This is a genomic window from Arcobacter pernae, assembly GCF_049472135.1.
GTDB lineage: Bacteria > Campylobacterota > Campylobacteria > Campylobacterales > Arcobacteraceae > Arcobacter_B.
The window spans coordinates 35,917-58,562 of sequence record NZ_JBMOVV010000001.1; the positions used below are offsets into that span (position 1 = coordinate 35,917).

The window sequence follows — 22,646 nt, forward strand, 5'->3', positions numbered from 1 at the left end:
CCTAGTTTTTTATAAATAAGCTATTATTATATCTAAAAGATATTTAATAGCTAAATAGGCTTTTTAAACATAAGATAAAACTTATTGAAACCGAACTCTTTTAATGTTAAATAAAATAGAATGAAACCACTAAGTGTTGAAGCAAATGCAAGTCCAGCAGCACCATATGGTTGTATTAAAAGTAGTGAAAAAACTATATTAAATCCTAAACTTTTCATTGCAATTTTTGCGGCTAAAAACTGTTGTTCTTTTGCATATAACCAAAGTGAGAAGATTTTTGCAATACCATAAGGAAGTAATCCTATTAAGTACATTGTTAAAATTAAAGCAGTATTTATAGTATCTTCTTGATTAAAAGCACCTCTTTCAAATAAAAGCCAAATAATAAACTCATCAAATACTATTCCTATAAAAGTTGCTACACTAAGCAAAGCAAATAAAATTAAAGAAGATTTTTTCATAAGCTTTAATGCTTTATCTTCATCTTTATTTTTTATTGCCCTTGCAATCATAGGAAATAGTGCTATTGATGTAGCTATTGCAAATAAAGCTAAGGGAAGCTGAAAAACTCTATTTCCATAATATAAATATGAAATAGAACCAGACACTAAAAATGAAGCTAACCAAGTATCTAAAAATGCAGAAATATGTGCCGTTGAAGAACCAAGTGTTGCAGAAAAGAAATTTTTATAAAATTTGTTTTCTTCTTTTTTCTCATGTTTTTTAAAATGAAATATTTTACATAAATTAAGTCTTTTTATAGCTATTAAATGAACTATTATTTGTAAAAGTCCACCAACTAAAACACCATAAGATAAATAAAAAGTAATATCATACTTTTCCATATCTTGTGCAATTAATAAAGCACCAATCATCCCTAAATTAAGTAGTGCTGTTGCATAAGCAGTTGTCGCAAAATGGTTTTTATATTGTAAAAGAGCTGCCATAAACGTAACTATAAATATCATAGGTAAATAATAGAAATTTATAGCAAATAAGGGTGCAGCTAAATCTATAGTTTTATCATCAAAACCTATTGCAATTGCTTTTGCTACAAGATGAGAAAATGCAGTTACAAGTAATGATAGTATAATCAAAAAACCAAATAGTTGTAAAAATACAACTGAAGAAAATCTAATTTTATGTTTTGATTTTGCATATGCAGGAATAAAAGCTTGAGTAAATGCTCCTTCTGCAAAAACTCTTCTAAATAAATTTGGTAGTTTAAATGCAACGAAGAAAATATCCGAATATATATTTGCTCCTAAAATTGAAGCAGTTAAAAGGTCTCTTAAAAAACCTAAAATTCTTGAGGTTAGAATACCTGTACTATTTGTAAAAATTGATTTTATTAACATTAAAACTCTACTTTGTAATCTGATTTTTTGTGGATATTAATTTGAATATTACCCTTAAAAGTTGATAGATGACCTGAAAGTATCTCTATTTTATGGTTATTTGGAGGTAATATATTTTTATTTTGACTATACAGTCTTATTTCCTGATTTTGAAAGTATAACCTATTATTTTTTACAAAACCTTTTAGATTAGTAATTATTTCATTTTGATATGTCGGATTCAAAATATCGATTTTATTTGCATCTATGTAAAACTCTTTATAGGAACTGAGATATTTTTTCTTTTTAATTAACTCAAACTCTTTTACTTCTTTTAGTCCATGAAAGTTTTCAGTTTTCATTATTTTTAAGTCATATACAAAACCTAAATCTAAATTTTTTGCATTTTTATAAAAGAGTATGGCTTTATCATTTTCTTGTTTTAAAATAGCACTATCTCTATTTTTATAGATAACTAGTACATCTTTTAAAATGATGGGTTCTTTTAGTTGCTCTTTTTTATATAAATATGAGATTTTTTCATGCTCTTTATTTACTATTTTATTTTTTGATAAACTGTTTCTTAATTCCTTTTTTGTACTAAATTTTGCAATTATAGGAAGGTGGTCTGAATAACCTTTTCCTAAATGTACGCCATTTTTAACTTGCCATCTTAAAATATTTTTGTTTTTGTATAAATATGAGGGTTTATAAACATTAAAAGAGTAAGGAATGTATGAAATTTTTTTATTATCAAACAGTGCTTGGGGTAGAATTATATTATCTGGAGTTTGATTTTGCTTTCTAAACTTATTTGAAAATCGTTCATGATTGTGTAAATCTAACCATAAGTTATAATGCACAGTTTTTTCTTTTTCCATTAAATCATCATATGTATTAAACTCTTTTTGAGTTTTTGTATTTAAAACTTGATTTATCCCTGTAATTCCATAGGTATCATTTAGTTTTTTATCAAATTTAAATGATTGTTCTTCATTATAGTTTGAATTAAAATCTCCAAGTAAAATATAATCATAATCCCTTGGAAGCTCTTTTACACTATCAAAAAGTTTTTTTGCAAATTTGATTCTATAAGACTCTTTTACTCTTTTTGAAGGCCAGTGATTATTAAAAATCTTAAATTCATGATTTTCTATATTAAAAGTAGTCTCTAAAATGGGTCTGAAAGTTTTATTTGAAAACTTTACATTAATCTCTTTTGAATCTGTTATTTTTATTTTTGAGATAAAACCAAGTCCAACTGCCGAGTTTTTGTATTTTGAAAAAGAGTAATATTTGTAAGAAGGAATTTTTTTTATTAGTAGTTCTAATATTTTTTTATTTTCTATTTCTTGTAAGGCTATAATTTCACAATCAATATCTTTGATTACATTTATGGTGTTATTAAGTTTTGTATTAAAAACTTTTTTATTCCAGTTGTTGTTTTTAAAAGGTATATACTCTTTGTATTCTGTTTTTTGATACTCTAAATCAAATAGATTTTCTACATTATAAGAAGCAACACAAAACTCTTTTGCATTTAAAAAAATGCCAAATGTTAAAAAGAAAAGAAAAAAAATCTTAAACAAATATAATCTCCAATATTTTTTATAATATTATCAAATATATTATGTTTAAGAGGTAAAACTAAAAGAAGCAATGATAAATTGCTTCTTTTTACTTATTTTTGAGAGTTAAGTCTTGATTGATACTCTTGAGGATGTTTACAAACAGGACATGTTTTTAGGGCTTTTTTACCTCTGTGAACATGACCACACACTTCACAGATCCACTCTTCTTCCTCTTCACTTTCAAACTCTTTGCCACTTTCAAGTCTATCTTTTAGTCTTCTATACATGTTTTCATGTTCAATTTCAATTTTTCCAATCATATCTAACATTCTTGAAATGTCTTTATGACCTTCTTCTTTTGCAACTTTTGCAAAGTCTGGATACATAGTAATGTTTTCATAGCTTTCACCATCTATTGCAATTTGAAGATTCTCAACTGTATCTCCAAACTCTTTGTCATAGTTTAGAACATTATAAGCTTTTAATTCTAGTTGAGCATGTTTTTTCTCATTATTAGCTGCTCTTTGGAAGTGTTCAGCAATATCTCTATAACCTTCTTTCTGAGCAATTTTTGCAAAATATTCATACTTATTTCTTGCCATTGACTCACCAGCAAAAGCTTTCATTAAGACAACAGAAGTTAAGTCCTCTGTAATACAGTCCATTTTTTTACCACAGCAGTGAAGTTCTCCTCCACCAACTTTTGATAATTCAACCTCATTGCCACATACACTACATTTATAACTTTCATATTGTCTCATTTGTATCTCCTTGAAATTTTAATTGGTATTATTCTAACATTTAAAATTTAATTTGTTATTAACTAAAAGAGTTTTTATCCTACAGTTACGTCTTTATTTCTTTTTTTGAAATACTCTTTTTCAACTCTACATAATGGACAAGCACCTGGAGGTTTTTTCCCTCTATGAACATGACCACAAACTTCACATACCCATTCTTCTTCAGTATCTGATTCTAAGAAACCTTCATCAATTAAAGCTTGTTTTAACTCTAAGTATTCATTTTCATGTTCAACTTCTACTTTTCCAATAGCTTTAAACATTCTAGCAATCTCTTTTAATCCTTCTTCTTTTGCAATTGATTCAAAGTTAGGGTACATCTCTTCATGCTCGTATTTTTCACCATCTGCTGCATATTGAATGTTTTTCTTTGTTGAATCTAATTCTACATTATTTACTAATTTATTATATGCTTTAAATTCTGCCATTGCATGGTACTTTTCATTATCAGCAGCTTCTTGGAAGAATCTTGCAATTCTATGTAATCCTTCTTCAAATGCAACTTCGGCAAAAAATTCATATTTATTTCTAGCTTGTGATTCTCCAGCAAAAGCTTTCATTAAGTTAACAGCTGTTAAATTTTCTGTAATCATTTCCATTTCAGTTCCACAGCAAGATAATTTTGCATTTGTTCCTGTTTCTTGTACTTCTACTTCACATCCACATGTGTTACATTTGTAAGTTTCGTATTGTCTCATAATTTAAATCCTTTAGTTAATATAATTTTTCTATGGAAAATTTTTTTCCGTTGAAGAAATTATAGTACAATTAACCTTAAAGGAAAATTATTCTCGTTTAATAAATTTTATGATATAATTTCTTTAATAAAAAATATGTATATAGTTTTGACAAGATTATATATGTAAATTATGTGAAATTAAATGATATATATTGTATTATTTCACGAAAGGAAGAGAAACTATGACAAATTATACAAGTTTATTAAAAGATTATGATTTAAAAGTTACTCCTCAAAGAGTAGCTATAGTGGAAGAACTATATATGAATGGTCATATGAATATTGATGATTTATATAAAAAACTATTAGAAAAATTTCCATCTATATCTCTAGCAACTATTTATAAAAATATTAATGCAATGGTTGAAAAAGTATTTCTTTCAGAAGTAAAAATACCAAATGCTAAATCAGTTTATGAATTAGTTAAAGAAGAACATGCCCATATGGTTTGTTCATCATGTGGTCATATAGAAGATGTGATAGTAAATAGCTCTAATATTTTAGAAGAAGCTACTGTAAAGAGTAATTTTAAAATTCAAAGCGCTGAAATAGTGCTAAGTGGACTTTGTCCAAAATGTTCAAAATAGTTTAGCTTAAGCTAAACTATTTTGGATTACTAATCCTAATACAACTAGTAAAACAATTCCTGCACTTTTATTATAAAGTTTATTTGCTGTAATAAATACTAACATTAAAGATAATATAACTGCTGCTGCTATATCAAAGAAGTTTAAATTTAAATCTACATTTAAAGGGTTTAAAATTGAAGCTAGTCCTAACACCATTGTAAAGTTAGCAACATTTGATCCAATAATATTACCAATTGCTAAATCAGCATTATTATTCATAGCTGACTTAATAGAAATAGTAAGTTCTGGTAACGATGTACCAAATGCTACAAGGAATAGTCCAATAATCCATTCACTTATTCCAAACTCTCTTGCAATATTTCCTGCACTGTCAATTGCAAAATCAGCACCACCAACTACAAATACAAATCCTACAAGAAGTAATGCAGATGTTTTTCCCCATGCAAATTTCTCTTTTGCTAACTCTTCATCAATCTCTTCTACTTGATTTGAACTAATTAGGAAGATTAAATATGCAGCCATTAATAATAAGAATAAAACACCATCAACAATATTTATTTGACCATCTAATCCCATAAGAATAAACACTAATATTGGGAATAAAGCCCATGCTGAATCTTTTGCAAAAAGGTCTCTTTCCGGTGAGATTTTTTTGGCAAGTAAAAATACTGCTCCTAAAACTAAAGCAATATTAAAAATTGTACTTCCAATTACATTTGCAACTGCAATATCTGCACTTCCTTTCATAGATGCTGACATAGATACTGCCATTTCAGGTAGTGATGTTCCAAGTGCAATTAAAGTTGCACCAATTACAAAGTGTGAAATATTATAATGAAGTGCAATCTTTTCACTTTGTTCGATAATAAAATCAGCACCATAAATAAGTGCAGCCATTGCTACTGTAAAAATTATAAAATCCATTTATGAATTCCTTACTATTAAACTTTTTGGTAGATTAAATTTATTAATCAGTTCCTCTTCTTTATCTCTATGCTCACCATTATCAACTTCATGGTCAAATCCAACTAAATGTAGTAATCCATGAATAAAAAGAAGGAAAAACTCTTCTTCTTTTGTATGACCATATTCATTAGCTTTATCTATAACAAACTCTTCTGAAATAACAATAGAACCAACTGGCATATTAGGCATATCAAACTCTAAAGGGAAACTTAATACATCTGTTGGTTTATTTATATTTCTATGTTCATTATTTAGCTCTTGAATCTCATCATTGTTTGTAATAATTAGTTCAATGTCTTTTGATGTTACACATGAGGCTATCTCTTCAAGTTTTGATAAGTCAAACTCTAAAGAGGAGTTGTTTTCAATATCTATCATTCTTTTCCCTTTTAATTTGCGCGATTGTATCTAAGTTTTGCAAATTAAAAGATAAAAGAAAAAAATTAGTTTAAAATAGTTCTATCATTTTTGGTACTTCATCAACAGGGAAGCATTTTAGTTTTAAAGCTAAGTTAGGTTTTTGGGAGATTACAGCTTTTTTAATACCTTGGGCTTGGGCTTCTTTTAGTCTCATATCCATAGAGTATACATCTTTGATTTCACCAGTAAGTGAAACTTCTCCAATAAATACAGACTCTTTTGAAATAGGTCTATCTCTAAAAGAGGAAATAATAGCTGCAACAACTGCTAAATCAGCAGAGCTTTCTTTGATTTTAATACCACCACTTATATTTATAAATACATCATAATGATTTAATGGTAAATCAATTTTCTTTTCAAGTAGGGCTAAAAGCATATTTAATCTATTTACATCAAAACCAGTTGCACTTCTTTTTGGATTTGGGTATGTTGATTCTGTAACTAATGCTTGAACTTCAAGAATTAAAGCACGAGAGCCTTCCATTGAGACAGTTAGGGCTGAACCACTTTGGGCTTTTGTTTTATCAAAGAATTTTGAGGCAATATCTTTTGCACTAACTAGTCCTTCTTGTGTCATCTCAAAAATACCAATTTCAGAAGTTGAACCAAATCTATTTTTAAAACCTCTTAGCATTCTAAGCTCTTTTGAAGCCTCTCCTTCAAAATATAAAACTGTATCAACCATATGCTCTAATACTCTAGGTCCTGCAATACTTCCATCTTTTGTAATATGTCCAATAATAAACATAGCTATATCAGACTCTTTTGCCTTTCTCATAAGTTCAAAAGTAATCTCTCTAACTTGACTTACACTTCCTGGGGCTGATGTTAGGTTTGATGAATAAATAGTTTGAATAGAGTCAATAATACATACTTCATAATCTTGTCTAAGAAGTTCATCTTGTATCTCTTCAAGTTTGATTTCACTTAGTAAAAACATATTGGCATTATTAGCTTCAAGTCTATTAGCTCGAAGTTTTATTTGACCAGCACTCTCTTCTCCTGAAACATATAAAACTTTTTTCCCAGACGAAGCGATACTTCCTGCAACCTTTAAAAGTAAAGTAGATTTTCCTACTCCTGGGCTTCCACCAATTAATGTTAAACTTCCAGGAACAATACCTCCACCTAAAACTAAATCAAACTCTTCATTATATGAACTAAATCTTGTAACATCATCTTGAACAATCTCTGTAATTGGCTTTGCTTTTGAAGCCGTATTTATTACTTTTGAAGTTTGCTTTATAACCTCTTGCTGTTCTTGATTCAACTCTATAAAGCTATCCCAACCTCCACAATTAGGACATTTTCCTAACCATTTTGTTGATTGTTCTCCACAGTGTTGGCACTCAAATAGTGTTTTTTTCTTTTTAGCCATATTTTTTCCTATTTAAATATTAATGCAATTATAATCAAAAAAATTTAAGATATAAAAAAATATATCAGAATGTAATAAATTATGATAAAATCCCATTTGATTTTAGTAAAAAGGCTTGTTTTGGAACTTTTTTGTGATGGTAGTGTTAATCCTCAAATGAAAATAGGCTTTGGGGCTTATTTTATTTTAGATGAGGCAAGTTCTATTCAAGATATTAAAATAAAAAAATTTGAAGATACATCATCAACAAAACTAGAATTAGAAGTTTTGTTATGGGCTTTAAAAGATGAAAATATAAAAGATAATCCAATTAAAGTTTATACGGATTGTCAAAATATTTTGAGTTTATTAAAAAGAAGAGATAAGCTTGAAAAAAATGATTTTAAAACAGCTACAAATAAAATAGTTAATAATAGAATTTTATATAAAGAATTTTATTCAATGCTAGATAAAAATAATATAGAGTTTATCAAAGTCGAAGGTCATAAAAAATCAAGTAAAAAAGATGAAATTGATAAAGCTTTTAATCTTGTAGACAAAAGTTCAAGAAAAGCTTTAAGAGAGTATATTAAAGGAGAAAATAAATGATTATTTATATACATGGATTTGCAAGTAGTGGGTTTGGTTCAAAAGCACAGAAGTTTGTTGAGTATTTTGAAGAAGATATAATAACACCAAGTTTATCTAATATCCCAAATTTAGCTATTAATACCTTAGAACAGCTAATAGAAGCTTTTTTAAACAAAGGAGAAAAAGTTAGTTTAATAGGATCTTCTTTAGGAGGTTTTTATTCAATATACTTAGCAAATAAATATAATTTAAAAGCTGTTTTGATAAATCCAGCAGTAAATCCAATGGAAACTTTAAATAGATATGAAGAAGTAGAAATGGTTGAGAACTATTATGATAATAGTCGATTTGAATTTACTCATGAACATATAATGTCTCTTGAAAATTATGATGTTTCATATTTAGATAATCCAACAAATTTTATGACTTTATTACAAATGGAAGATGAAGTTTTAGATTATGAAGAGGCTGCTTCTAAATTAGAAGAAACAAATTTAGAAATAGAAGAGGGTGGAAATCACTCTTTTGAGGGAATTGAAAGATATTTTAGAAAAATAGATAGCTTTTTTAATAATTAAAGAGAAGTTTCTCTTTAATTATCTTCTGGAGTGTAGATTTCATCTAAAAGACTATCTACAAAAGCATCAGGGCTAAATTCGATTAAGTCATCTTGTTTCTCACCAATACCAACAAAGAAAATAGGTAATTCAAGTTGATTTGAGATAGAGAACAATGCACCACCTTTTGCAGTACCATCAAGTTTAGTTACAATAATTCCATCAATACCAACAATTTCATTGAAGGCTTTTGCTTGAGCAATTGCTGTATTACCTTGTGTACCATCTAAAATCATAAGTTTTTGATGAGGTGCACCATCTAGTGCTTTGCCACAAACTTTTACAATTTTTTTAAGCTCATTATTTAGGTTTGTTTGTGTTTGAAGTCTACCTGCTGTATCAATAATTACATTATCAATACCTTTTGCAACAGCAGATGAGATTGTATCATAGGCAACAGCAGATGAATCATGACCTTGTTTTGTTTTAATAATCGGTACATCTAATTTTCCTGCCCAAGTTGCAAGTTGCTCAATAGCAGCAGCTCTAAATGTATCTCCTGCTCCTAAAATTACAGATTCACCTTGCTTTTTAGCTCTATTTGCAAGTTTTGCAATTGTTGTAGTTTTACCTGCACCATTCACTCCAATAATAAGTCTTGTAAATGGTCTTGGAAGATTAGATAAATCAACATCAGGTGCGTGTTCAAATAACATTACTAATCTATGTCTTAGTTGTTTTCTAGTAATTTCTTCTGGTAATCCATCCATTGCTTTTTCAATGATTTCGTATTCCATATCTGCTTCAATAAGCATCTCTTCGATATCTTCAAATGCAATTTTTTCTTGTTTTTGAGGAATTACTGATTTGATATTTCCAAATGTTTTTTCTAATGCTCTTGAAAAGAAGCTTTTCTTTTCTTCTTTCTTAGGTTCCTCTTTAATAGGCTCTTCTTTTATTTCTTCAACTTCTTGAATCTCTTGAACAGATTCAACTATTTTTTCTTCAATAGTTTCATCTTTTACTATTTCATCCTCTTTAGAAGTTGCATTTTCAATAATCTCAGTTTGTTCTTCTTTTACTTCTTGAGCTTCTTCTTTTTCTTGAACTTCTTGAAGTTGTTGCTCTTCTTCTTTTTTAGGTTCTTCTTTTTTCTTCTTTTTAAAAAAACTAAACATTAGTTACCTTTTTATTTCTTTAATAATTTATTTATATCAAGTTCCATCATTTCAACTGGAACAATACCCACATATTTTTGAAAAACTTCGCCATTTTTATCTAGCATAAACATAGTAGGAATAGACTTTATAGGACCTATTTTATCTGACAGTTTAAAGTTTTCAGTTGAGTTTGTAACATCATAGTTTATGTTAAACTCTTTTGCAAATTTAGATATTTCTTCATTTGTTTTATCTTTTTCTAGTAAAACAGAAATAACTTTGAACTGACCTTGGTATTTTTCTTGTAATGTAATTAAATTTGGAATCTCTGCTTTACATGGTGGACACCAAGTTGCAAAGAAGTTTAATAGTACAATTTGATTAGGATACTCTTTGATTTTGTAACTATTTTGTTCATCTAAAATTGTTATTGTTTTATTATCAATTGTCGTAAGGTTAATCGTATTTGACTTTTTACTAACTGTTTCTTTTTGCGTAACTTCAGATGTTTTTTTCTCTTCAGAACTACAACCAGTAAAGAATAAAATAGATAAAATAGACAAAAATGCCAAGGTTTTAAACTGCATTTTAATTCCTTTGGGTAAAATTATTTGTTGGGTTGGAATTTTACCCAAGTGAGGCTTAAATATGAATGTAAATCACAAAAGTGATTTTAGAAAATCGTGTATTAAAAGATTAGAGTTTTCGAGTCGTTTTTCAAAGTTTTATAAAGACAAAATAATTATTAGAAAGTTAGAAAACTTAATTGATAAGAGTAAAGCAAAGAATATATTATTGTATATACCTTTAGGAACAGAGGTTGATACAAAACCTTTAATAAATAGATTAAGAAAAGATATAAATAAGAATATTTATGTTCCATATATGCATGAAGATAGTTTTAAAATTGTTAAATATAGATTACCTTTACATGGAAAAAAGTTTGGAATAAAAGAACCAAATAATTCTTTTTTCAAAGCACAAAAAATTGATATGGCTATAGTTCCAGTTGTAGGGGTTGATTCTATAGGTAAGCGTATTGGATTTGGTAAAGGAATGTATGATAGATTTTTTGATAGATTGGGATACAAACCAACAATAGTCTTTACTCAATTGACACTTTGTAAAAGCGATAAAATACTCTCAGAAGACCACGATATTCAAGCAGATTATATAATTACTAGTTAAGGTTTAAAAAATGGAATATATTATCGTAGGGGGAGTTGTAGCTGTTATTAGTTCTGCTATAAGTACTTTTGTAGTAAGAAAAATTGATAAGGCTAAACTTCAAGTTTTTATTGAACAAGCAAAAGCAAAAGCAAAAGTGATTGAACATGAAGCGGAAGTTGCATTAAAAGAAGCACAGTTAAAAGCAAAAAATGATTGTGATAGAGAGTTTAAAAATGCAAAAAAAGATTATGATGCAATGCTTTCAAAAATTGAGAAAAAAGAGAAAGAATTAAACGAGCATTTAGAAAAAGAGTTAAATGCTATAAAAGAAGAAAAAGCTCAAATTGTTGAGAAAAATAATAAACTTAGTACTTTAAAAGAAGGTCTTCAAAAGCAAAAGAAAACTTATGAAGAAAAAACAGCTGAAGCTATTAAGATTTTAGAAAATGCTTCTGGGCTTACAGAAGATGAAGCTACTGATTTAATGATAAAAAAAGTAAAAGAAGATTCAAGAGCTAAAATTGCTTCTATCTTTAGAAAAAAATATAAACTTGCAGAACAAAACTGTAAAAATGAAATTAACAATATGTTATCTCATGCTGTTACAAGATATGCAGGTGAATTTGCAGCTGAAAGACTTATTAATAATATTCCTTTAAGTGATGAAGAAACAAAAGGAAAGATTATTGGTAAAGAAGGAAGAAATATCAAAGCCCTTGAAATGTTAATGGGGGTTGATATTATCATTGATGATACTCCAAATACTATTACTATTTCTTCTTTTAATCTTTACAGAAGAGCAGTTGCTACAAAAACTATCAAAGAGTTATTAGAAGATGGAAGAATTCAGCCTGCAAGAATTGAAGAAGTTTATAAAAATGTAAAAGCTGAATTTGATAGAAACATCCAAAAAGAGGGTGAAGATGTAGTTATCGAACTTGGTATTAAATCAATGCATCCTGAGCTTATAAAACTTGTAGGTAAGTTAAGATATAGAGCTTCTTATGGTCAAAATGCTTTAGCTCATACTTTAGAAGTAGCACACCTTTCTGGTTTATTAGCAGCTCAAATGGGTGGAGATGCTATTTTAGCTAGACGTGCAGGTCTTTTACATGATATTGGAAAAGCATTAACTCATGAAATGCCTGGATCTCATGTACATTTAGGTGCTGAAATTTGTAAAAGATATGATGAGTGTGATACAGTTATAAATGCAATCTATGCTCACCATGGACATGAAGAGCCTATAAATGTGGAAAGTGCTGCTGTATGTGCTGCTGATGCTTTAAGTGCAGCAAGACCAGGTGCAAGAAGAGAAGTTTTAGAGAGCTTCCTAAAAAGAGTAGAAGAGGTTGAAAAAATATCAACTTCAAAAACTGGTGTATTAAATGCTTATGCAATTAATGCGGGTAGAGAAGTAAGAGTTATAGTTCAAGCAGAGCTTGTAAATGATGATGAAGCTGTGATTTTAGCAACTGAAATTGCCCAAGAGATTGAAGAAAAAGTTCAATATCCAGGTGAAATTAAAGTTAATGTAATTAGAGAAATTAGAGCTGAATCTTACGCTAGATAAATTTTAAAATAAAAAGAGAAAATGAAAAATAGTAAACCAACAACTAAAATTATTGCAGGAAAATATAAAGGTAAAGCTTTAGAACTTCCTTCATTAGAAGTAACAAGAAGTTCAAAAGCTAGATTAAAAGAGTCATTATTTAATGTTTTACAATTTGATATTATAGATAAAATTTTTGTTGAATCATTTGCTGGTTCAGGTTCTATTGGTTTAGAAGCTTTAAGTAGAGAAGCAAAAAGAGCATATTTTGTTGAGATGAATAAAAATTCTTATAATATTTTAGTTAGAAACTGTAAATCACTTGATATGAACTCATGTCAAACAATGCAAGGTGATACTTTTGTTCAAACACCAACTATTTTAAATAGTTTAAAAAACTCAGAAGATGAGATTATTTTATATGTTGATCCTCCATTTGATTATAGAGATGGGATGGAAGATATTTATAAAAAATCATTTAAAATGATTGAAGAGATTGAAAATGACAATATTTATATTGTTATAATAGAACATGTTTCAACTTTAGAAATACCAGAAGTTTTAGGTAAATTTGCTTTAAATAAAACTAAGAAATTTGGTAAAAGTTCACTTTCATACTATTCATATAAGGATGAGAATTAAGATATGTTTAAAGGGGCTTTATATTTACTAATTTTAACTATTCTATTAGTATTTTTATTGCCTTTTATTTATACTGTTTCTCCTTATGAATTAAATCCTGATAAAATTCTTCAAGGCCCTTCTTTAGAACATCTTTTTGGTACAGATAGATTAGGAAGAGATGTTTTAGCAAGAGTTTTAGAAGGTGGTCAAACTTCATTAATTATTGGCTTTTTAGCAGCTGGAATTTCATCTTTAATAGGTCTTTTTATTGGAATAAATGCAGGGTACTTTAAAGGAAATATTGATAAATCTATCACAATAATAATTGATTTATTCCTAACATTTCCAACTTTCTTTTTACTTTTGGCATTAGTTTCTTATATTCAAGCATCTGCACTTATTTTGATAATTGTAATATCAATTACAGGTTGGATGGGAATGGCTAGACTTATTAGAAGTGAAAGTTTTGCAATAAGCAATAGACCTTTCATAAAGATATTAAAGCTTGCAAATGTATCTACTTTTAAAATTATTTTTAAATATTTTGCTCCATTATTAGCACCAATATTTTTAATCTCATTTACCTTTGGAGTAGGTGGGTCTATATTAGCAGAATCAGGGCTTTCTTTTTTAGGTTTAGGAATAAATCCACCTGATATGTCTTGGGGGTCATTACTTAGCGATGGGAAGGCTGTTATAGATATCGCATGGTGGGTTAGTTTCTTCCCAGGTCTTATGATTTTTATAATCACTTTTTGCCTAATGCAAATCTCTGATTATCTTCAATCAAAAGCAAATCAAAAAGAAATTCAAAAAACATAGTTAAATGCTATTTTTTTGTTATGTTTATATTTTATAATTTAATTGTTGAGTGAAAAACTCAACAAAATAAAAAGCACAAAGGGGTTAAGATGAAAAGGATAGCAGTTATTCTTGTGTCTCTTTATAGTTTATCATTTGGAGTGGAGTATGATGAACTACAAGGGAAAATGTTGTCACTGTCATGTGCATCATGTCATGGAACAGATGGTAAATCTAAAATGATTACACCTTATATTGCTGGTATGGGTAAAACTAGTATGTACCAAACTTTACTTGATTACAAGTATGGTAAAAAAGAAGGTACTATGATGCAGAAGCATGTTAAAGGTTTTACTGATGCTGAACTAGAACAAATAGCTTACTATTTTTCAAAAGTAAAGAGATAAAGGATAAGTTATGATGAATAGAAGAAATTTTAATAAATTACTTATTGGTTCAATTGCACTTTCTTTTACTGCTTGTAGTAGTTTAACAAGTGTTTCTTTACCAAAAGATAGAAAAAGAGTTGTTGTTGTAGGTGGTGGTTTTGGTGGTGCTACTGCTGCGAAATATCTAAAAAGATTTAGCCCTGAAACTGAAGTTATTTTAATTGAGCAAAATAAAGATTATTATACTTGTCCATTTGGGAATACTGTAATTGCAGGTTTAAATGATATTGAGTATATTAAGCATGATTATAAAACTTTAGAGAGTAAATATCAAATTAAAGTTATCCATGCAAAAGTTAAAAAAGTTGATGGTGCAACTAATAGTGTAATACTTGAAAATGGAGATGTAATACCTTATCATAGAGCAGTTGTTTCTCCAGGAATTGACTTCAAATATGAAAAAGGTTATGTTGAAGGTTCTGAAATGTATGCACCTCATGCATATAAAGCTGGACCTCAAACGACACTTTTAAGACAACAACTTGAAGGTATGCAAGATGGTGGGACTTATGTTATGGTAGCTCCTGCTAATCCATTTAGATGTCCTCCTGGACCATATGAAAGAATTTCATTAGTTGCTCACTATTTAAAAACTCATAAACCAAACTCTAAGATTATAATTTTAGATCAAAAAAATAAATTCTCAAAACAAGGTTTATTTCAAGAGGGTTGGGAAAGACTTTATGGTGATATGATTGAGTGGAGAAGTGCAGAATTTGGTGGTAAAGTTCTAAAAGTAAATCCAGAAAAACTTGAGATTACTACAGAAGATGAAGTAGTTAAAGCAGATGTTTTAAACTATATTCCATCACAAAAAGCAGGACAGTTAGCATTTGATTCTGGTTTAACAAAAGGTGATTGGTGTCCTGTAAATACTAAGACATTTGAATCAAGACTTGTTAAAAATGTTCATGTAATAGGTGATGCTTCAATTGCTACAAAAATGCCAAAATCTGGATTCTCAGCAAATTCACAAGCAAAAATTGCAGCTTTACAGATTTCAAGACTTCTTAGAAAACAAGCTGTAGTAAATCCTCCAAAACTTGCAAATACTTGTTATAGTTTAGTAGGACCAAAATATGGTATCTCAGTTGCTGCTGTTTATGAAGCACATGAAGATAAAATTGAAAAAGTTGAAGGGGCTGGTGGTTTAAGTCCAAGTAATGCAGATATGTCTTTTAGAAATTTAGAAGCAGAATATGCTGTAGCTTGGTATCAAAACCAAATGGCTGACGTTTTCAGATAAACTTAAAAGAAGAGAATTCTCTTCTTTTAATACTTTATAATCCTTTTTATTTATTATGATAAAATATGAAAAATAAATATAAGGATTATTATGACTTTTTTTAAATACTCTATTTTAATACTAACAATTACTTTTTTTACAGCTTGTTCATCAAAAAATCAAGTAAGTTTTAATAAACAAATCAAATCAATATCTTTAAATGACTATGTAGTGATTTCAAATCCACCAAAAACTGTTAAATCTCCTGTATCCTTAAATCTTGGGTTTGGAGGATATGTATCTAAGCATGTAGGTGTTCATGTTGGAAGTAGTGTTAGACCAGATATTAAAAATAGTGAAGGTTTAAACTTTAAGATGGCATTAGAAAAGTTTGACATTTCTTTAGATGAAGTTATAAAAGAAGGGTTTAAAACTCAATTAAAGCAAGATAGTTTTTACAAACACAGATATGTTCCTTTTGGAGCTAACACAATTATAAATCTTTATGTAAAAAGATATGAGATAGATGAGAGCTTTTTTACAAAGGATGCTTATATGAAAATCTATATGCAAGTTAGAATTGTAAATACAAATGGAGAAGAGTTATACTCAAAAGATTTAGTAAATGAAACAAACGTGTCTTTAAAAACTTATAGATTAACAGATATTTTTATTAATAAAACAAAATTTTTAGAACTTTTAAATAGTTCTATTAATAACCTAATCTCCAAACATATTGAAAGTATGAAACAACAATAAAGACTATAAAAAACTAATTTATTGTAACTATTTTGTAACTTTAAAGAAATTTAAGAGTATAATATTTGCTTTGATTTTTTATTAAAGGATTATTTTGACTAGTTTTTTAAAAACTTTTTTACTAGTAGCTATTCTTCCTATAGCTTTACTAGCAGATACAAAAGATAATTCTGTTACATTTGGAGCTCTAACCTTACTTCCTCCGTTAGTTGCTATTATATTAGCATTTGTAACAAGAAATGTAATCTTTTCTTTATTTATGGGAATATTTACTGGAACTTTTATGGTAAATATTACAGGAGCGAATATTTTCGCAACTTTCTTTAATGCTTTAGTTGATATGTCATCAAAAATGGTTGGTTCGCTTGCTGATTCATGGAATGCAGGTATTGTTCTTCAAGTTCTAACAATTGGTGGTATGATTGCAGTTATTACAAAAATGGGAGGGCCAAGAGCTATTGCTATAAAACTTGCTTCTAAAGCAAAAACTCCAGCTACTGCACAACTTTATACTTGGGTAATGGGATTTTTTATCTTTTTTGATGACTATGCAAACTCTCTAGTTGTTGGTCCTATTATGAGACCTGTTACTGATAAACTAAAAGTTGCTAGAGAAAAATTAGCCTTTATTATTGACTCAACTGCCGCACCTATTGCTGGTCTTGCACTTATTTCTACTTGGGTTGGGTATGAATTATCACTTATTAAGGATGCTTATGTGGCTATTGGACAGCCAGAAGTAAATGCCTTTGCAATTTTTGTTGAAACACTTCCTTATAGATTTTATAACATCTTAATGCTTGCTTTTGTTTTCTTTACTGCTTTTACACTTAGAGATTTTGGACCTATGTATAAAGCTTCAAAAAGAGCATATGAAAAAGGTGAATTAACAAATCCTAAAACAGATAGTACTTTAATGAATCAAGAAAATTCATTTATGATGCCAAAAGAAGGAGTTACTTACTCTATTTATAATGCAATTATTCCTATTTTTGTGCTAATTGTAGTTTCTATTGTAGGATTTTATATAAATGGTGTTTCAGGTTTAGAAGGTGAAACTTTAAAAGCTGTTGAAGCAAATCCGTACTCTTTTGCATCAATTAGAGAGGCTTTTGGTGCTGCTGATGCTTCTATCGTAATCTTTGAAGCTGCCTTATTGGCTTCACTTGTTGCTATTGGTATGGGTTTACAACAAAAGATCTTCTCATTACATGAAGCAATTGAGACTTGGGTATATGGTGTTAAAGCTTTAGTTATTACAGCTGTAATTTTAATACTTGCTTGGTCTTTATCTTCTGTTATGAAAGAGTTAGGAACTGCACAATATCTAGTAACACTTTTATCAAATAGTACACCTCAGTTTATCTTACCTACGGTGATTTTTATCTTGGGTTCTATCATATCTTTTTCAACGGGAACTTCTTATGGAACAATGGGAATTTTAATGCCTTTAACTATTCCTTTAGCAAATGCAGTTGGTATTCATACAGGTTTAGAAGGAACTGAGTTACATAACTATATTGTATTAAATGTAGGGGCTGTATTAACAGGTGCTATCTTTGGAGATCATTGTTCTCCTATTTCTGATACATCTATTTTATCGTCAATGGCATCATCTTGTAATCATATGGATCACATCTCAACACAGTTACCGTACGCATTATTTGTAGGTTCTGTTGCAGTTATTTGTGGATATATTCCAGCAGCGTTTGGAGTACCAGTATACTACTTACTACCTCTTGGATTGATTGTAGTATTCTTAGTGATAAGATTTTACGGGAAACCTTATATCACAAACTAAAAGAAGAGTTTTCTTCTTTTAGATTCTATTTAAAAGCTTATCTAAAAGTCTTGTAGATAAAACTCTTTTGAAGAAGCCTAATATGTATGTAGCTTTTGTTACATAATATCTTGGCTTTGGATTTTTACTTTTCATAATTTCTAAAATCACATTTGCAACTGATGTAGCAGGTAGATTAAAAGGTGTATTATCTTTATCATTTTCAAGTCTAGCTTTTAACTCTTTTTTGTATGTATCTTTGAAAAAACTATTTTCTATATCTATATTTTTATTAAATTTTTTAAGAGCATTTTCTCTAAACTTTGAAGTAACGGGACCTGTATTTATAGATGAAATAAAGATATCAGTTCCCATAACCTCTTGTCTCATCGTATCAGCTAAACCTTCAATAGCATATTTTGAAGCATTGTAAGCCCCTCTAAATTTTAGTGAGATTATTCCTAAAACTGATGAGTGCTGAATAACTTTTCCATATCCTTGAGTTCTAAAAATCTTCATAGCTTGAAGAGTAACTTCATGTAGTCCAAAGAAGTTTGTCTCAAATTGTTCTTTTAGTGCTTCAACACTTACATCTTCTACTGCTCCTGGTTGACCATAACCTGCGTTGTTAAACACTGCATCTAGTTTTTTATCTTTTTGCATGATATATTCAAAAGCTTGTGTGATTTCTTCTTTTTTAGTAACATCTATTTTAAGTGCATCAAAACCTAAGTTTTTTAATATATTCACATCTTCAATACTTCTAGCACTTGCATAGACTTTGTATCCATTATCTTTTAAGGTTTTTGCTGTTTGTAGCCCTATACCAGTAGAACAGCCAGTTATTAAAATATTTTGCATTTATTGTCCTATTTTATAATCTATTCAATTTTAAAGTGGACATTATATCAAAATAAAAATTTTATTGTTTTTTATAAAAACCTTTGCTTTTTGAGTACTCTAAATCTATATTTAGAATCATACTCCATTTTTTTGCAGTCTTTTCAAAAAAGTCTGTTTTTTGTAAATCGGAAAAGGCTTTTTCCCACTTTCTTATATCCTCTTTTGAAGTATGTTTTGAAAGCATTATATAACTAGGAATCTCTTGGAATTCATATGAAGCTTTTATATCTTTACTATTGATATTTGCTTTTCTTGCAATAAAAGCAGCTTCAATATTAGAAGAAGTCCATAAGTCAACTCTATCTAGCATAAGTTTTTTTATATTTTGTACATGGTTTGCAGTTTCATAAACTTCAAAACCTTTATCTTTAAAATACCTAGCTCTCCAGTCTCCTCTCATTGCTGCAATTTTTAGATTTTTCGTTTTTATATCAAGTGAAGAATTTATATTTATATCTCTTGAAGTTTTTGAGTAAAGCATATGTTTCTTTGTAATAACAGGTCCAATAAAATAGAAACCTTGCTGCATTCTATATGATGTTTTTCCTGCAGTAAATAGTGCAATATTTGGATTTTTTTGAGCTATTGTAAAAGCTCTTGCCCATGTCATAAACTCAATATCAGTTTTGATATTTAACTCTTTTAGTAACTCTTGTACTACATCAACTGTAATACCTGTAAGTTTATTGTTTTTATCAAGATAGTTTGTTGGCGGTTCTTCATTTGTAAGAATTCTAAACTCTGTTGCATTTAAACTATATGAAAAAAGAAGTAATAAAAAAATGTGTGAAAAAATAGATTTCATAATACTTCTCCTATCTTTTTAAAATATACTTTATAATACAATTATAATACTTATTTTAAGAATATTTTACATGGAAAAAAGAGTTGATATGGATGAAAAAGTAGTGATTTTAAGTGGAGCAGGTCTTAGTGCAAGTAGTGGAATATCTACTTTTAGAGATGAAGATGGACTTTGGGAAAAACATGATATAAAAGATATTTGTAATGTTGGATGTCTAGATTGGAATTATGATAATACAATAAAATTTTATAACTTAAGAAGAGAAGATATAAAAGATAAACTTCCTAATAATGCTCATAAAATGTGTGCAAGGCTTAAAGAAAAGTATAGTGATAAAATAGAAATAATTACTCAAAATGTTGATGATTTACTTGAAAAAGCCCAATGTAAAGATGTAAAGCATTTGCATGGATACCTAAAAGAACTTAGATGTATGAACTGTGATGAAGTAGTAAATATAGAGTATGAAAACCAAGATGAATCAAATAGTACTTGTAAATCTTGTGGAAATAAAATGCGACCAAATATAGTTTTTTTTGGTGAGAGTGCTCCTATGTATCAAAAAATGTATGAAGCTTTAAATGGATGTGGACTTTTAGTTGTAATAGGTACTAGTGGTTATGTAATTGATGTTAGCTTTTTAACTCAGTATGCTGATTTTGCAATTTTAAATAATTTGGAAAAAAGTGAAGCTATTGTAGAGGATTGTTTTACTAAAATCTATTATGAAGATGCAAATACAGCTTATAAAAAAATAGAAGAAGATATAGAAAATTTTATAAAAAATGGGGAGATTTAATACTCCCCTGCAATGATTTGTTCTAAAGCTCTTTTAGGAACACAATGTGTTTCATCTAATTCTCTGTAATAACTTGTATCAAAGTTACTAGTGTCAACTAGTTTGATTTTTTCATCACTTACTCCTACTGCTATACCTATCATCACATCATAACAGTCTGGAATAACAAAAAGTTTACGACATAACTCTTTATCTATAGAAGCAAGAGGTGCAGTAGCTAAACCTTTTGCTTTTGCAGCTAAACTAATAGCTGTAAAAGAAGCACCAGCATCAAACATAGGAAAACCATCTATCATTTGGTCATTTAACATCAAGATAAAAGCACTAGGTCTTTCCTCTTCGCCTTGTGTCCAGTCTTCTAAATGACTTGCCCATGAAGCACTTCTTGCTAACTTTAGAACATCATCTTCTTTTGTAACTAAGATATATTTTATAGGTTGCATATTTTTAGCACTTGAAGTAATACGAGCTAAATCTATAAGCTCTTTTAAATCTTCAATAGTTACCTTTTTGTTTTTTATAAATCTTCTTGTAGTTCTTGCATTTTGGATTAAAGTTTTTAATTCTTGGTAGTTCATTTTTTAAACTCTTTTTTTTAATTTCTTGATATTATACCAAATGAAAAAAATAGGTAGGATTATGCAAGATATAAAAGAGCTTTTAGATAAAGAAGTATGCCAAAGAAACAGTGATTGTGAACTTTCATATGATAAACCAGATCCATTACTAGTGGCAAGTAGATATGATGATGAATATATAATACTTTTATGCGCACTTTTTGCATATGGAAATGCAAGATTAATAGTTAAGTTTTTGGATTCCCTTGATTTTTCACTTCTAGATAAAAGTGAAGAAGAAATAGACAAAGCTTTAGATGGGTTTTATTATAGATTTCAAAATAGTGAAGATGTAAAAACTATCTTTAAAACTTTTAGAAGATTAAGACAAGAAAATAGCTTAGAAAACATTTTTTATGAAGGTTATAAAAAACAAAATAGTGTACTTGAGGGATTAGATAATCTAATTACAAAAATCCATGAAACAGCTAATTATAAATCTCAAGGTTTTACTTTTTTAGTTTCAAGTCCTTTTAAAAGAGATAAACAAGGAAATATAAAAGAAATCGGAAATGCACCATATAAAAGATGGAATATGTATCTTAGATGGATGGTAAGAAGTGATGAACTTGATATGGGATTGTGGAAAAGTATAAATAAAAAAGATTTAATCCTTCCTCTTGATACTCATACTTTTAAAGTATCACAAAAACTAGGCTTACTTGATAGAAAAACTTATGATTTGAAATCGGCTTTACTGATAACAGAGAAACTAAAAGATTTTGATATGAAAGACCCTATAAAGTATGATTTTGCACTATATAGAATTGGACAAGAAAAACTTGTATAGCCTTATAATAAGGGCTTTGTCAATTTTGTGTTTTCATAAAAGCACACTTTAGGCACACTTTGTATGAAAAATTAATCTTAATGTATAATATTACTATTGGGATTAGGTGTCTCATTTATTTTTTGAGCAAATCATTTATAAACATCGATATAGTATATAAACTTAGATGAATATGCATATTCATGATTTTACTAAGTCCTTAAAAAGTCCTTGAAATATTAAGTTCACTTATTTTATTCTGTCATGGTTTTAAATTCTATTTTTTTGTAAAATCAATTGTCTTT

At 28.5% G+C, this 22,646-nt stretch carries 25 protein-coding genes; 13 read left to right on the plus strand and 12 right to left on the minus strand.

Features of this window, described 5'->3' with window-relative positions:
• Window positions 1–50: 50 nt before the first annotated feature.
• From murJ to ACH5BF_RS00225, 4 genes are all read right to left on the minus strand, one after another.
• Complete coding sequence (gene murJ, locus ACH5BF_RS00210; RefSeq protein WP_423271934.1) at window positions 51–1,358, minus strand: murein biosynthesis integral membrane protein MurJ; 1,308 nt, start codon at window positions 1,356–1,358, stop codon at window positions 51–53.
• A complete protein-coding gene (locus tag ACH5BF_RS00215; RefSeq protein WP_423271935.1) occupies window positions 1,358–2,926 on the minus strand; it encodes an endonuclease/exonuclease/phosphatase family protein in 1,569 nt (522 codons plus the stop codon). Before ACH5BF_RS00215 ends, murJ begins: the two co-directional genes overlap by 1 nt.
• A 92-nt stretch (window positions 2,927–3,018) precedes the next feature.
• Window positions 3,019–3,669 carry a ferritin family protein gene (locus ACH5BF_RS00220; protein ID WP_423271937.1) on the minus strand — a complete coding sequence of 217 codons (651 nt, stop codon included), beginning with the start codon at window positions 3,667–3,669 and terminating at the stop codon, window positions 3,019–3,021.
• A 74-nt stretch (window positions 3,670–3,743) separates the two neighbouring features.
• A complete protein-coding gene (locus ACH5BF_RS00225) occupies window positions 3,744–4,406 on the minus strand; it encodes a ferritin family protein (RefSeq protein ID WP_423271938.1) in 663 nt (220 codons plus the stop codon).
• A gap of 223 nt (window positions 4,407–4,629) precedes the next feature.
• Between ACH5BF_RS00225 and ACH5BF_RS00230 the strand changes: the two genes are divergently transcribed.
• The gene (locus ACH5BF_RS00230; protein WP_423271940.1) at window positions 4,630–5,034 is read left to right on the plus strand and encodes a Fur family transcriptional regulator; all 405 of its coding nucleotides are present in this window, start codon (window positions 4,630–4,632) and stop codon (window positions 5,032–5,034) included.
• A gap of 6 nt (window positions 5,035–5,040) precedes the next feature.
• Here ACH5BF_RS00230 and ACH5BF_RS00235 read toward each other — a convergent pair whose 3' ends face one another.
• From ACH5BF_RS00235 to radA, 3 genes are all read right to left on the minus strand, one after another.
• Window positions 5,041–5,961: a calcium/sodium antiporter gene (locus ACH5BF_RS00235; protein ID WP_423271941.1), complete on the minus strand. Its 921-nt coding sequence runs from the start codon at window positions 5,959–5,961 to the stop codon at window positions 5,041–5,043.
• Window positions 5,962–6,381: an rRNA maturation RNase YbeY gene (gene ybeY / locus ACH5BF_RS00240; protein WP_423271943.1), complete on the minus strand. Its 420-nt coding sequence runs from the start codon at window positions 6,379–6,381 to the stop codon at window positions 5,962–5,964.
• A gap of 70 nt (window positions 6,382–6,451) precedes the next feature.
• A complete protein-coding gene (radA, locus tag ACH5BF_RS00245) occupies window positions 6,452–7,801 on the minus strand; it encodes a DNA repair protein RadA (RefSeq protein ID WP_423271945.1) in 1,350 nt (449 codons plus the stop codon).
• A 120-nt stretch (window positions 7,802–7,921) separates the two neighbouring features.
• On the opposite strand from radA, the gene ACH5BF_RS00250 reads away from it, so the two are divergent.
• Both ACH5BF_RS00250 and ACH5BF_RS00255 read left to right on the plus strand, forming a co-directional pair.
• Entirely contained in the window at window positions 7,922–8,389 is a 468-nt protein-coding gene (locus tag ACH5BF_RS00250; RefSeq protein ID WP_423271947.1) for an RNase H family protein, read from the plus strand.
• Window positions 8,386–8,949: a YqiA/YcfP family alpha/beta fold hydrolase gene (locus ACH5BF_RS00255; RefSeq protein WP_423271948.1), complete on the plus strand. Its 564-nt coding sequence runs from the start codon at window positions 8,386–8,388 to the stop codon at window positions 8,947–8,949. The genes ACH5BF_RS00250 and ACH5BF_RS00255 overlap by 4 nt, the downstream gene beginning before the upstream one ends.
• Before the next feature lie 14 nt (window positions 8,950–8,963).
• Here ACH5BF_RS00255 and ftsY read toward each other — a convergent pair whose 3' ends face one another.
• The gene (gene ftsY / locus ACH5BF_RS00260; protein WP_423272439.1) at window positions 8,964–9,872 is read right to left on the minus strand and encodes a signal recognition particle-docking protein FtsY; all 909 of its coding nucleotides are present in this window, start codon (window positions 9,870–9,872) and stop codon (window positions 8,964–8,966) included.
• A 245-nt stretch (window positions 9,873–10,117) separates the two neighbouring features.
• Entirely contained in the window at window positions 10,118–10,675 is a 558-nt protein-coding gene (locus ACH5BF_RS00265; protein WP_423271949.1) for a TlpA family protein disulfide reductase, read from the minus strand.
• 61 nt (window positions 10,676–10,736) lie between these two features.
• On the opposite strand from ACH5BF_RS00265, the gene ACH5BF_RS00270 reads away from it, so the two are divergent.
• From ACH5BF_RS00270 to ACH5BF_RS00305, 8 genes are all read left to right on the plus strand, one after another.
• Window positions 10,737–11,276: a 5-formyltetrahydrofolate cyclo-ligase gene (locus ACH5BF_RS00270; protein ID WP_423271950.1), complete on the plus strand. Its 540-nt coding sequence runs from the start codon at window positions 10,737–10,739 to the stop codon at window positions 11,274–11,276.
• Window positions 11,277–11,286: 10 nt separating this feature from the next.
• Window positions 11,287–12,831, plus strand: coding sequence for a ribonuclease Y (gene rny, locus ACH5BF_RS00275; protein WP_423271951.1), 1,545 nt, complete (start codon window positions 11,287–11,289; stop codon window positions 12,829–12,831).
• Between the two features lie 21 nt (window positions 12,832–12,852).
• Complete coding sequence (rsmD, locus tag ACH5BF_RS00280) at window positions 12,853–13,452, plus strand: 16S rRNA (guanine(966)-N(2))-methyltransferase RsmD (RefSeq protein WP_423271952.1); 600 nt, start codon at window positions 12,853–12,855, stop codon at window positions 13,450–13,452.
• Window positions 13,453–13,455: 3 nt separating this feature from the next.
• A complete protein-coding gene (locus ACH5BF_RS00285) occupies window positions 13,456–14,256 on the plus strand; it encodes an ABC transporter permease (RefSeq protein WP_423271954.1) in 801 nt (266 codons plus the stop codon).
• Window positions 14,257–14,345: 89 nt separating this feature from the next.
• Window positions 14,346–14,642 carry a c-type cytochrome gene (locus ACH5BF_RS00290; RefSeq protein WP_423271955.1) on the plus strand — a complete coding sequence of 99 codons (297 nt, stop codon included), beginning with the start codon at window positions 14,346–14,348 and terminating at the stop codon, window positions 14,640–14,642.
• 10 nt (window positions 14,643–14,652) lie between these two features.
• Window positions 14,653–15,930, plus strand: coding sequence for an FCSD flavin-binding domain-containing protein (locus ACH5BF_RS00295; protein ID WP_423271957.1), 1,278 nt, complete (start codon window positions 14,653–14,655; stop codon window positions 15,928–15,930).
• Between the two features lie 90 nt (window positions 15,931–16,020).
• The gene (locus tag ACH5BF_RS00300; protein ID WP_423271958.1) at window positions 16,021–16,668 is read left to right on the plus strand and encodes a hypothetical protein; all 648 of its coding nucleotides are present in this window, start codon (window positions 16,021–16,023) and stop codon (window positions 16,666–16,668) included.
• Between the two features lie 94 nt (window positions 16,669–16,762).
• On the plus strand, window positions 16,763–18,469 hold the full coding sequence (locus tag ACH5BF_RS00305; protein ID WP_423271959.1) for a Na+/H+ antiporter NhaC family protein: 1,707 nt from the start codon (window positions 16,763–16,765) through the stop codon (window positions 18,467–18,469).
• A gap of 18 nt (window positions 18,470–18,487) precedes the next feature.
• Here ACH5BF_RS00305 and ACH5BF_RS00310 read toward each other — a convergent pair whose 3' ends face one another.
• Both ACH5BF_RS00310 and ACH5BF_RS00315 read right to left on the minus strand, forming a co-directional pair.
• Window positions 18,488–19,309: an SDR family NAD(P)-dependent oxidoreductase gene (locus ACH5BF_RS00310; RefSeq protein WP_423271960.1), complete on the minus strand. Its 822-nt coding sequence runs from the start codon at window positions 19,307–19,309 to the stop codon at window positions 18,488–18,490.
• Window positions 19,310–19,370: 61 nt separating this feature from the next.
• Window positions 19,371–20,156 (minus strand): substrate-binding periplasmic protein, encoded by a 786-nt coding sequence (locus tag ACH5BF_RS00315; RefSeq protein ID WP_423271961.1) that lies wholly within the window; start codon window positions 20,154–20,156, stop codon window positions 19,371–19,373.
• Between the two features lie 70 nt (window positions 20,157–20,226).
• Between ACH5BF_RS00315 and ACH5BF_RS00320 the strand changes: the two genes are divergently transcribed.
• Window positions 20,227–20,955 (plus strand): SIR2 family NAD-dependent protein deacylase, encoded by a 729-nt coding sequence (locus ACH5BF_RS00320; protein WP_423271962.1) that lies wholly within the window; start codon window positions 20,227–20,229, stop codon window positions 20,953–20,955.
• Here the strand turns inward: ACH5BF_RS00320 and ACH5BF_RS00325 are convergent.
• A complete protein-coding gene (locus ACH5BF_RS00325) occupies window positions 20,952–21,533 on the minus strand; it encodes a nitroreductase family protein (protein WP_423271963.1) in 582 nt (193 codons plus the stop codon). The two genes, ACH5BF_RS00320 and ACH5BF_RS00325, sit on opposite strands and share 4 nt — an antisense overlap.
• A gap of 61 nt (window positions 21,534–21,594) precedes the next feature.
• Here ACH5BF_RS00325 and ACH5BF_RS00330 point away from each other — a divergent pair, with 61 nt between their 5' ends.
• Entirely contained in the window at window positions 21,595–22,362 is a 768-nt protein-coding gene (locus tag ACH5BF_RS00330; protein WP_423271964.1) for a TIGR02757 family protein, read from the plus strand.
• The last annotated feature ends 284 nt before the right edge of the window (window positions 22,363–22,646 follow it).

Excerpts from the sequence above, each read along its gene's own strand:
- ACH5BF_RS00270 (WP_423271950.1), top strand. The coding sequence starts at position 10,737 with ATGAATGTAAATCACAAAAGTGATTTTAGAAAATCGTGTATTAAAAGA.
- radA (WP_423271945.1), bottom strand. The coding sequence starts at position 7,801 with ATGGCTAAAAAGAAAAAAACACTATTTGAGTGCCAACACTGTGGAGAA.
- ybeY (WP_423271943.1), bottom strand. The coding sequence starts at position 6,381 with ATGATAGATATTGAAAACAACTCCTCTTTAGAGTTTGACTTATCAAAA.
- ACH5BF_RS00300 (WP_423271958.1), top strand. The coding sequence starts at position 16,021 with ATGACTTTTTTTAAATACTCTATTTTAATACTAACAATTACTTTTTTT.
- ACH5BF_RS00290 (WP_423271955.1), top strand. The coding sequence starts at position 14,346 with ATGAAAAGGATAGCAGTTATTCTTGTGTCTCTTTATAGTTTATCATTT.
- ACH5BF_RS00220 (WP_423271937.1), bottom strand. The coding sequence starts at position 3,669 with ATGAGACAATATGAAAGTTATAAATGTAGTGTATGTGGCAATGAGGTT.
- ACH5BF_RS00225 (WP_423271938.1), bottom strand. The coding sequence starts at position 4,406 with ATGAGACAATACGAAACTTACAAATGTAACACATGTGGATGTGAAGTA.
- ACH5BF_RS00320 (WP_423271962.1), top strand. The coding sequence starts at position 20,227 with ATGGAAAAAAGAGTTGATATGGATGAAAAAGTAGTGATTTTAAGTGGA.
- ACH5BF_RS00255 (WP_423271948.1), top strand. The coding sequence starts at position 8,386 with ATGATTATTTATATACATGGATTTGCAAGTAGTGGGTTTGGTTCAAAA.
- ACH5BF_RS00285 (WP_423271954.1), top strand. The coding sequence starts at position 13,456 with ATGTTTAAAGGGGCTTTATATTTACTAATTTTAACTATTCTATTAGTA.
- ACH5BF_RS00235 (WP_423271941.1), bottom strand. The coding sequence starts at position 5,961 with ATGGATTTTATAATTTTTACAGTAGCAATGGCTGCACTTATTTATGGT.
- ACH5BF_RS00330 (WP_423271964.1), top strand. The coding sequence starts at position 21,595 with ATGCAAGATATAAAAGAGCTTTTAGATAAAGAAGTATGCCAAAGAAAC.
- rny (WP_423271951.1), top strand. The coding sequence starts at position 11,287 with ATGGAATATATTATCGTAGGGGGAGTTGTAGCTGTTATTAGTTCTGCT.
- ACH5BF_RS00325 (WP_423271963.1), bottom strand. The coding sequence starts at position 21,533 with ATGAACTACCAAGAATTAAAAACTTTAATCCAAAATGCAAGAACTACA.
- ACH5BF_RS00230 (WP_423271940.1), top strand. The coding sequence starts at position 4,630 with ATGACAAATTATACAAGTTTATTAAAAGATTATGATTTAAAAGTTACT.
- murJ (WP_423271934.1), bottom strand. The coding sequence starts at position 1,358 with ATGTTAATAAAATCAATTTTTACAAATAGTACAGGTATTCTAACCTCA.
- ACH5BF_RS00315 (WP_423271961.1), bottom strand. The coding sequence starts at position 20,156 with ATGAAATCTATTTTTTCACACATTTTTTTATTACTTCTTTTTTCATAT.
- ACH5BF_RS00265 (WP_423271949.1), bottom strand. The coding sequence starts at position 10,675 with ATGCAGTTTAAAACCTTGGCATTTTTGTCTATTTTATCTATTTTATTC.
- rsmD (WP_423271952.1), top strand. The coding sequence starts at position 12,853 with ATGAAAAATAGTAAACCAACAACTAAAATTATTGCAGGAAAATATAAA.
- ACH5BF_RS00310 (WP_423271960.1), bottom strand. The coding sequence starts at position 19,309 with ATGCAAAATATTTTAATAACTGGCTGTTCTACTGGTATAGGGCTACAA.
- ACH5BF_RS00295 (WP_423271957.1), top strand. The coding sequence starts at position 14,653 with ATGATGAATAGAAGAAATTTTAATAAATTACTTATTGGTTCAATTGCA.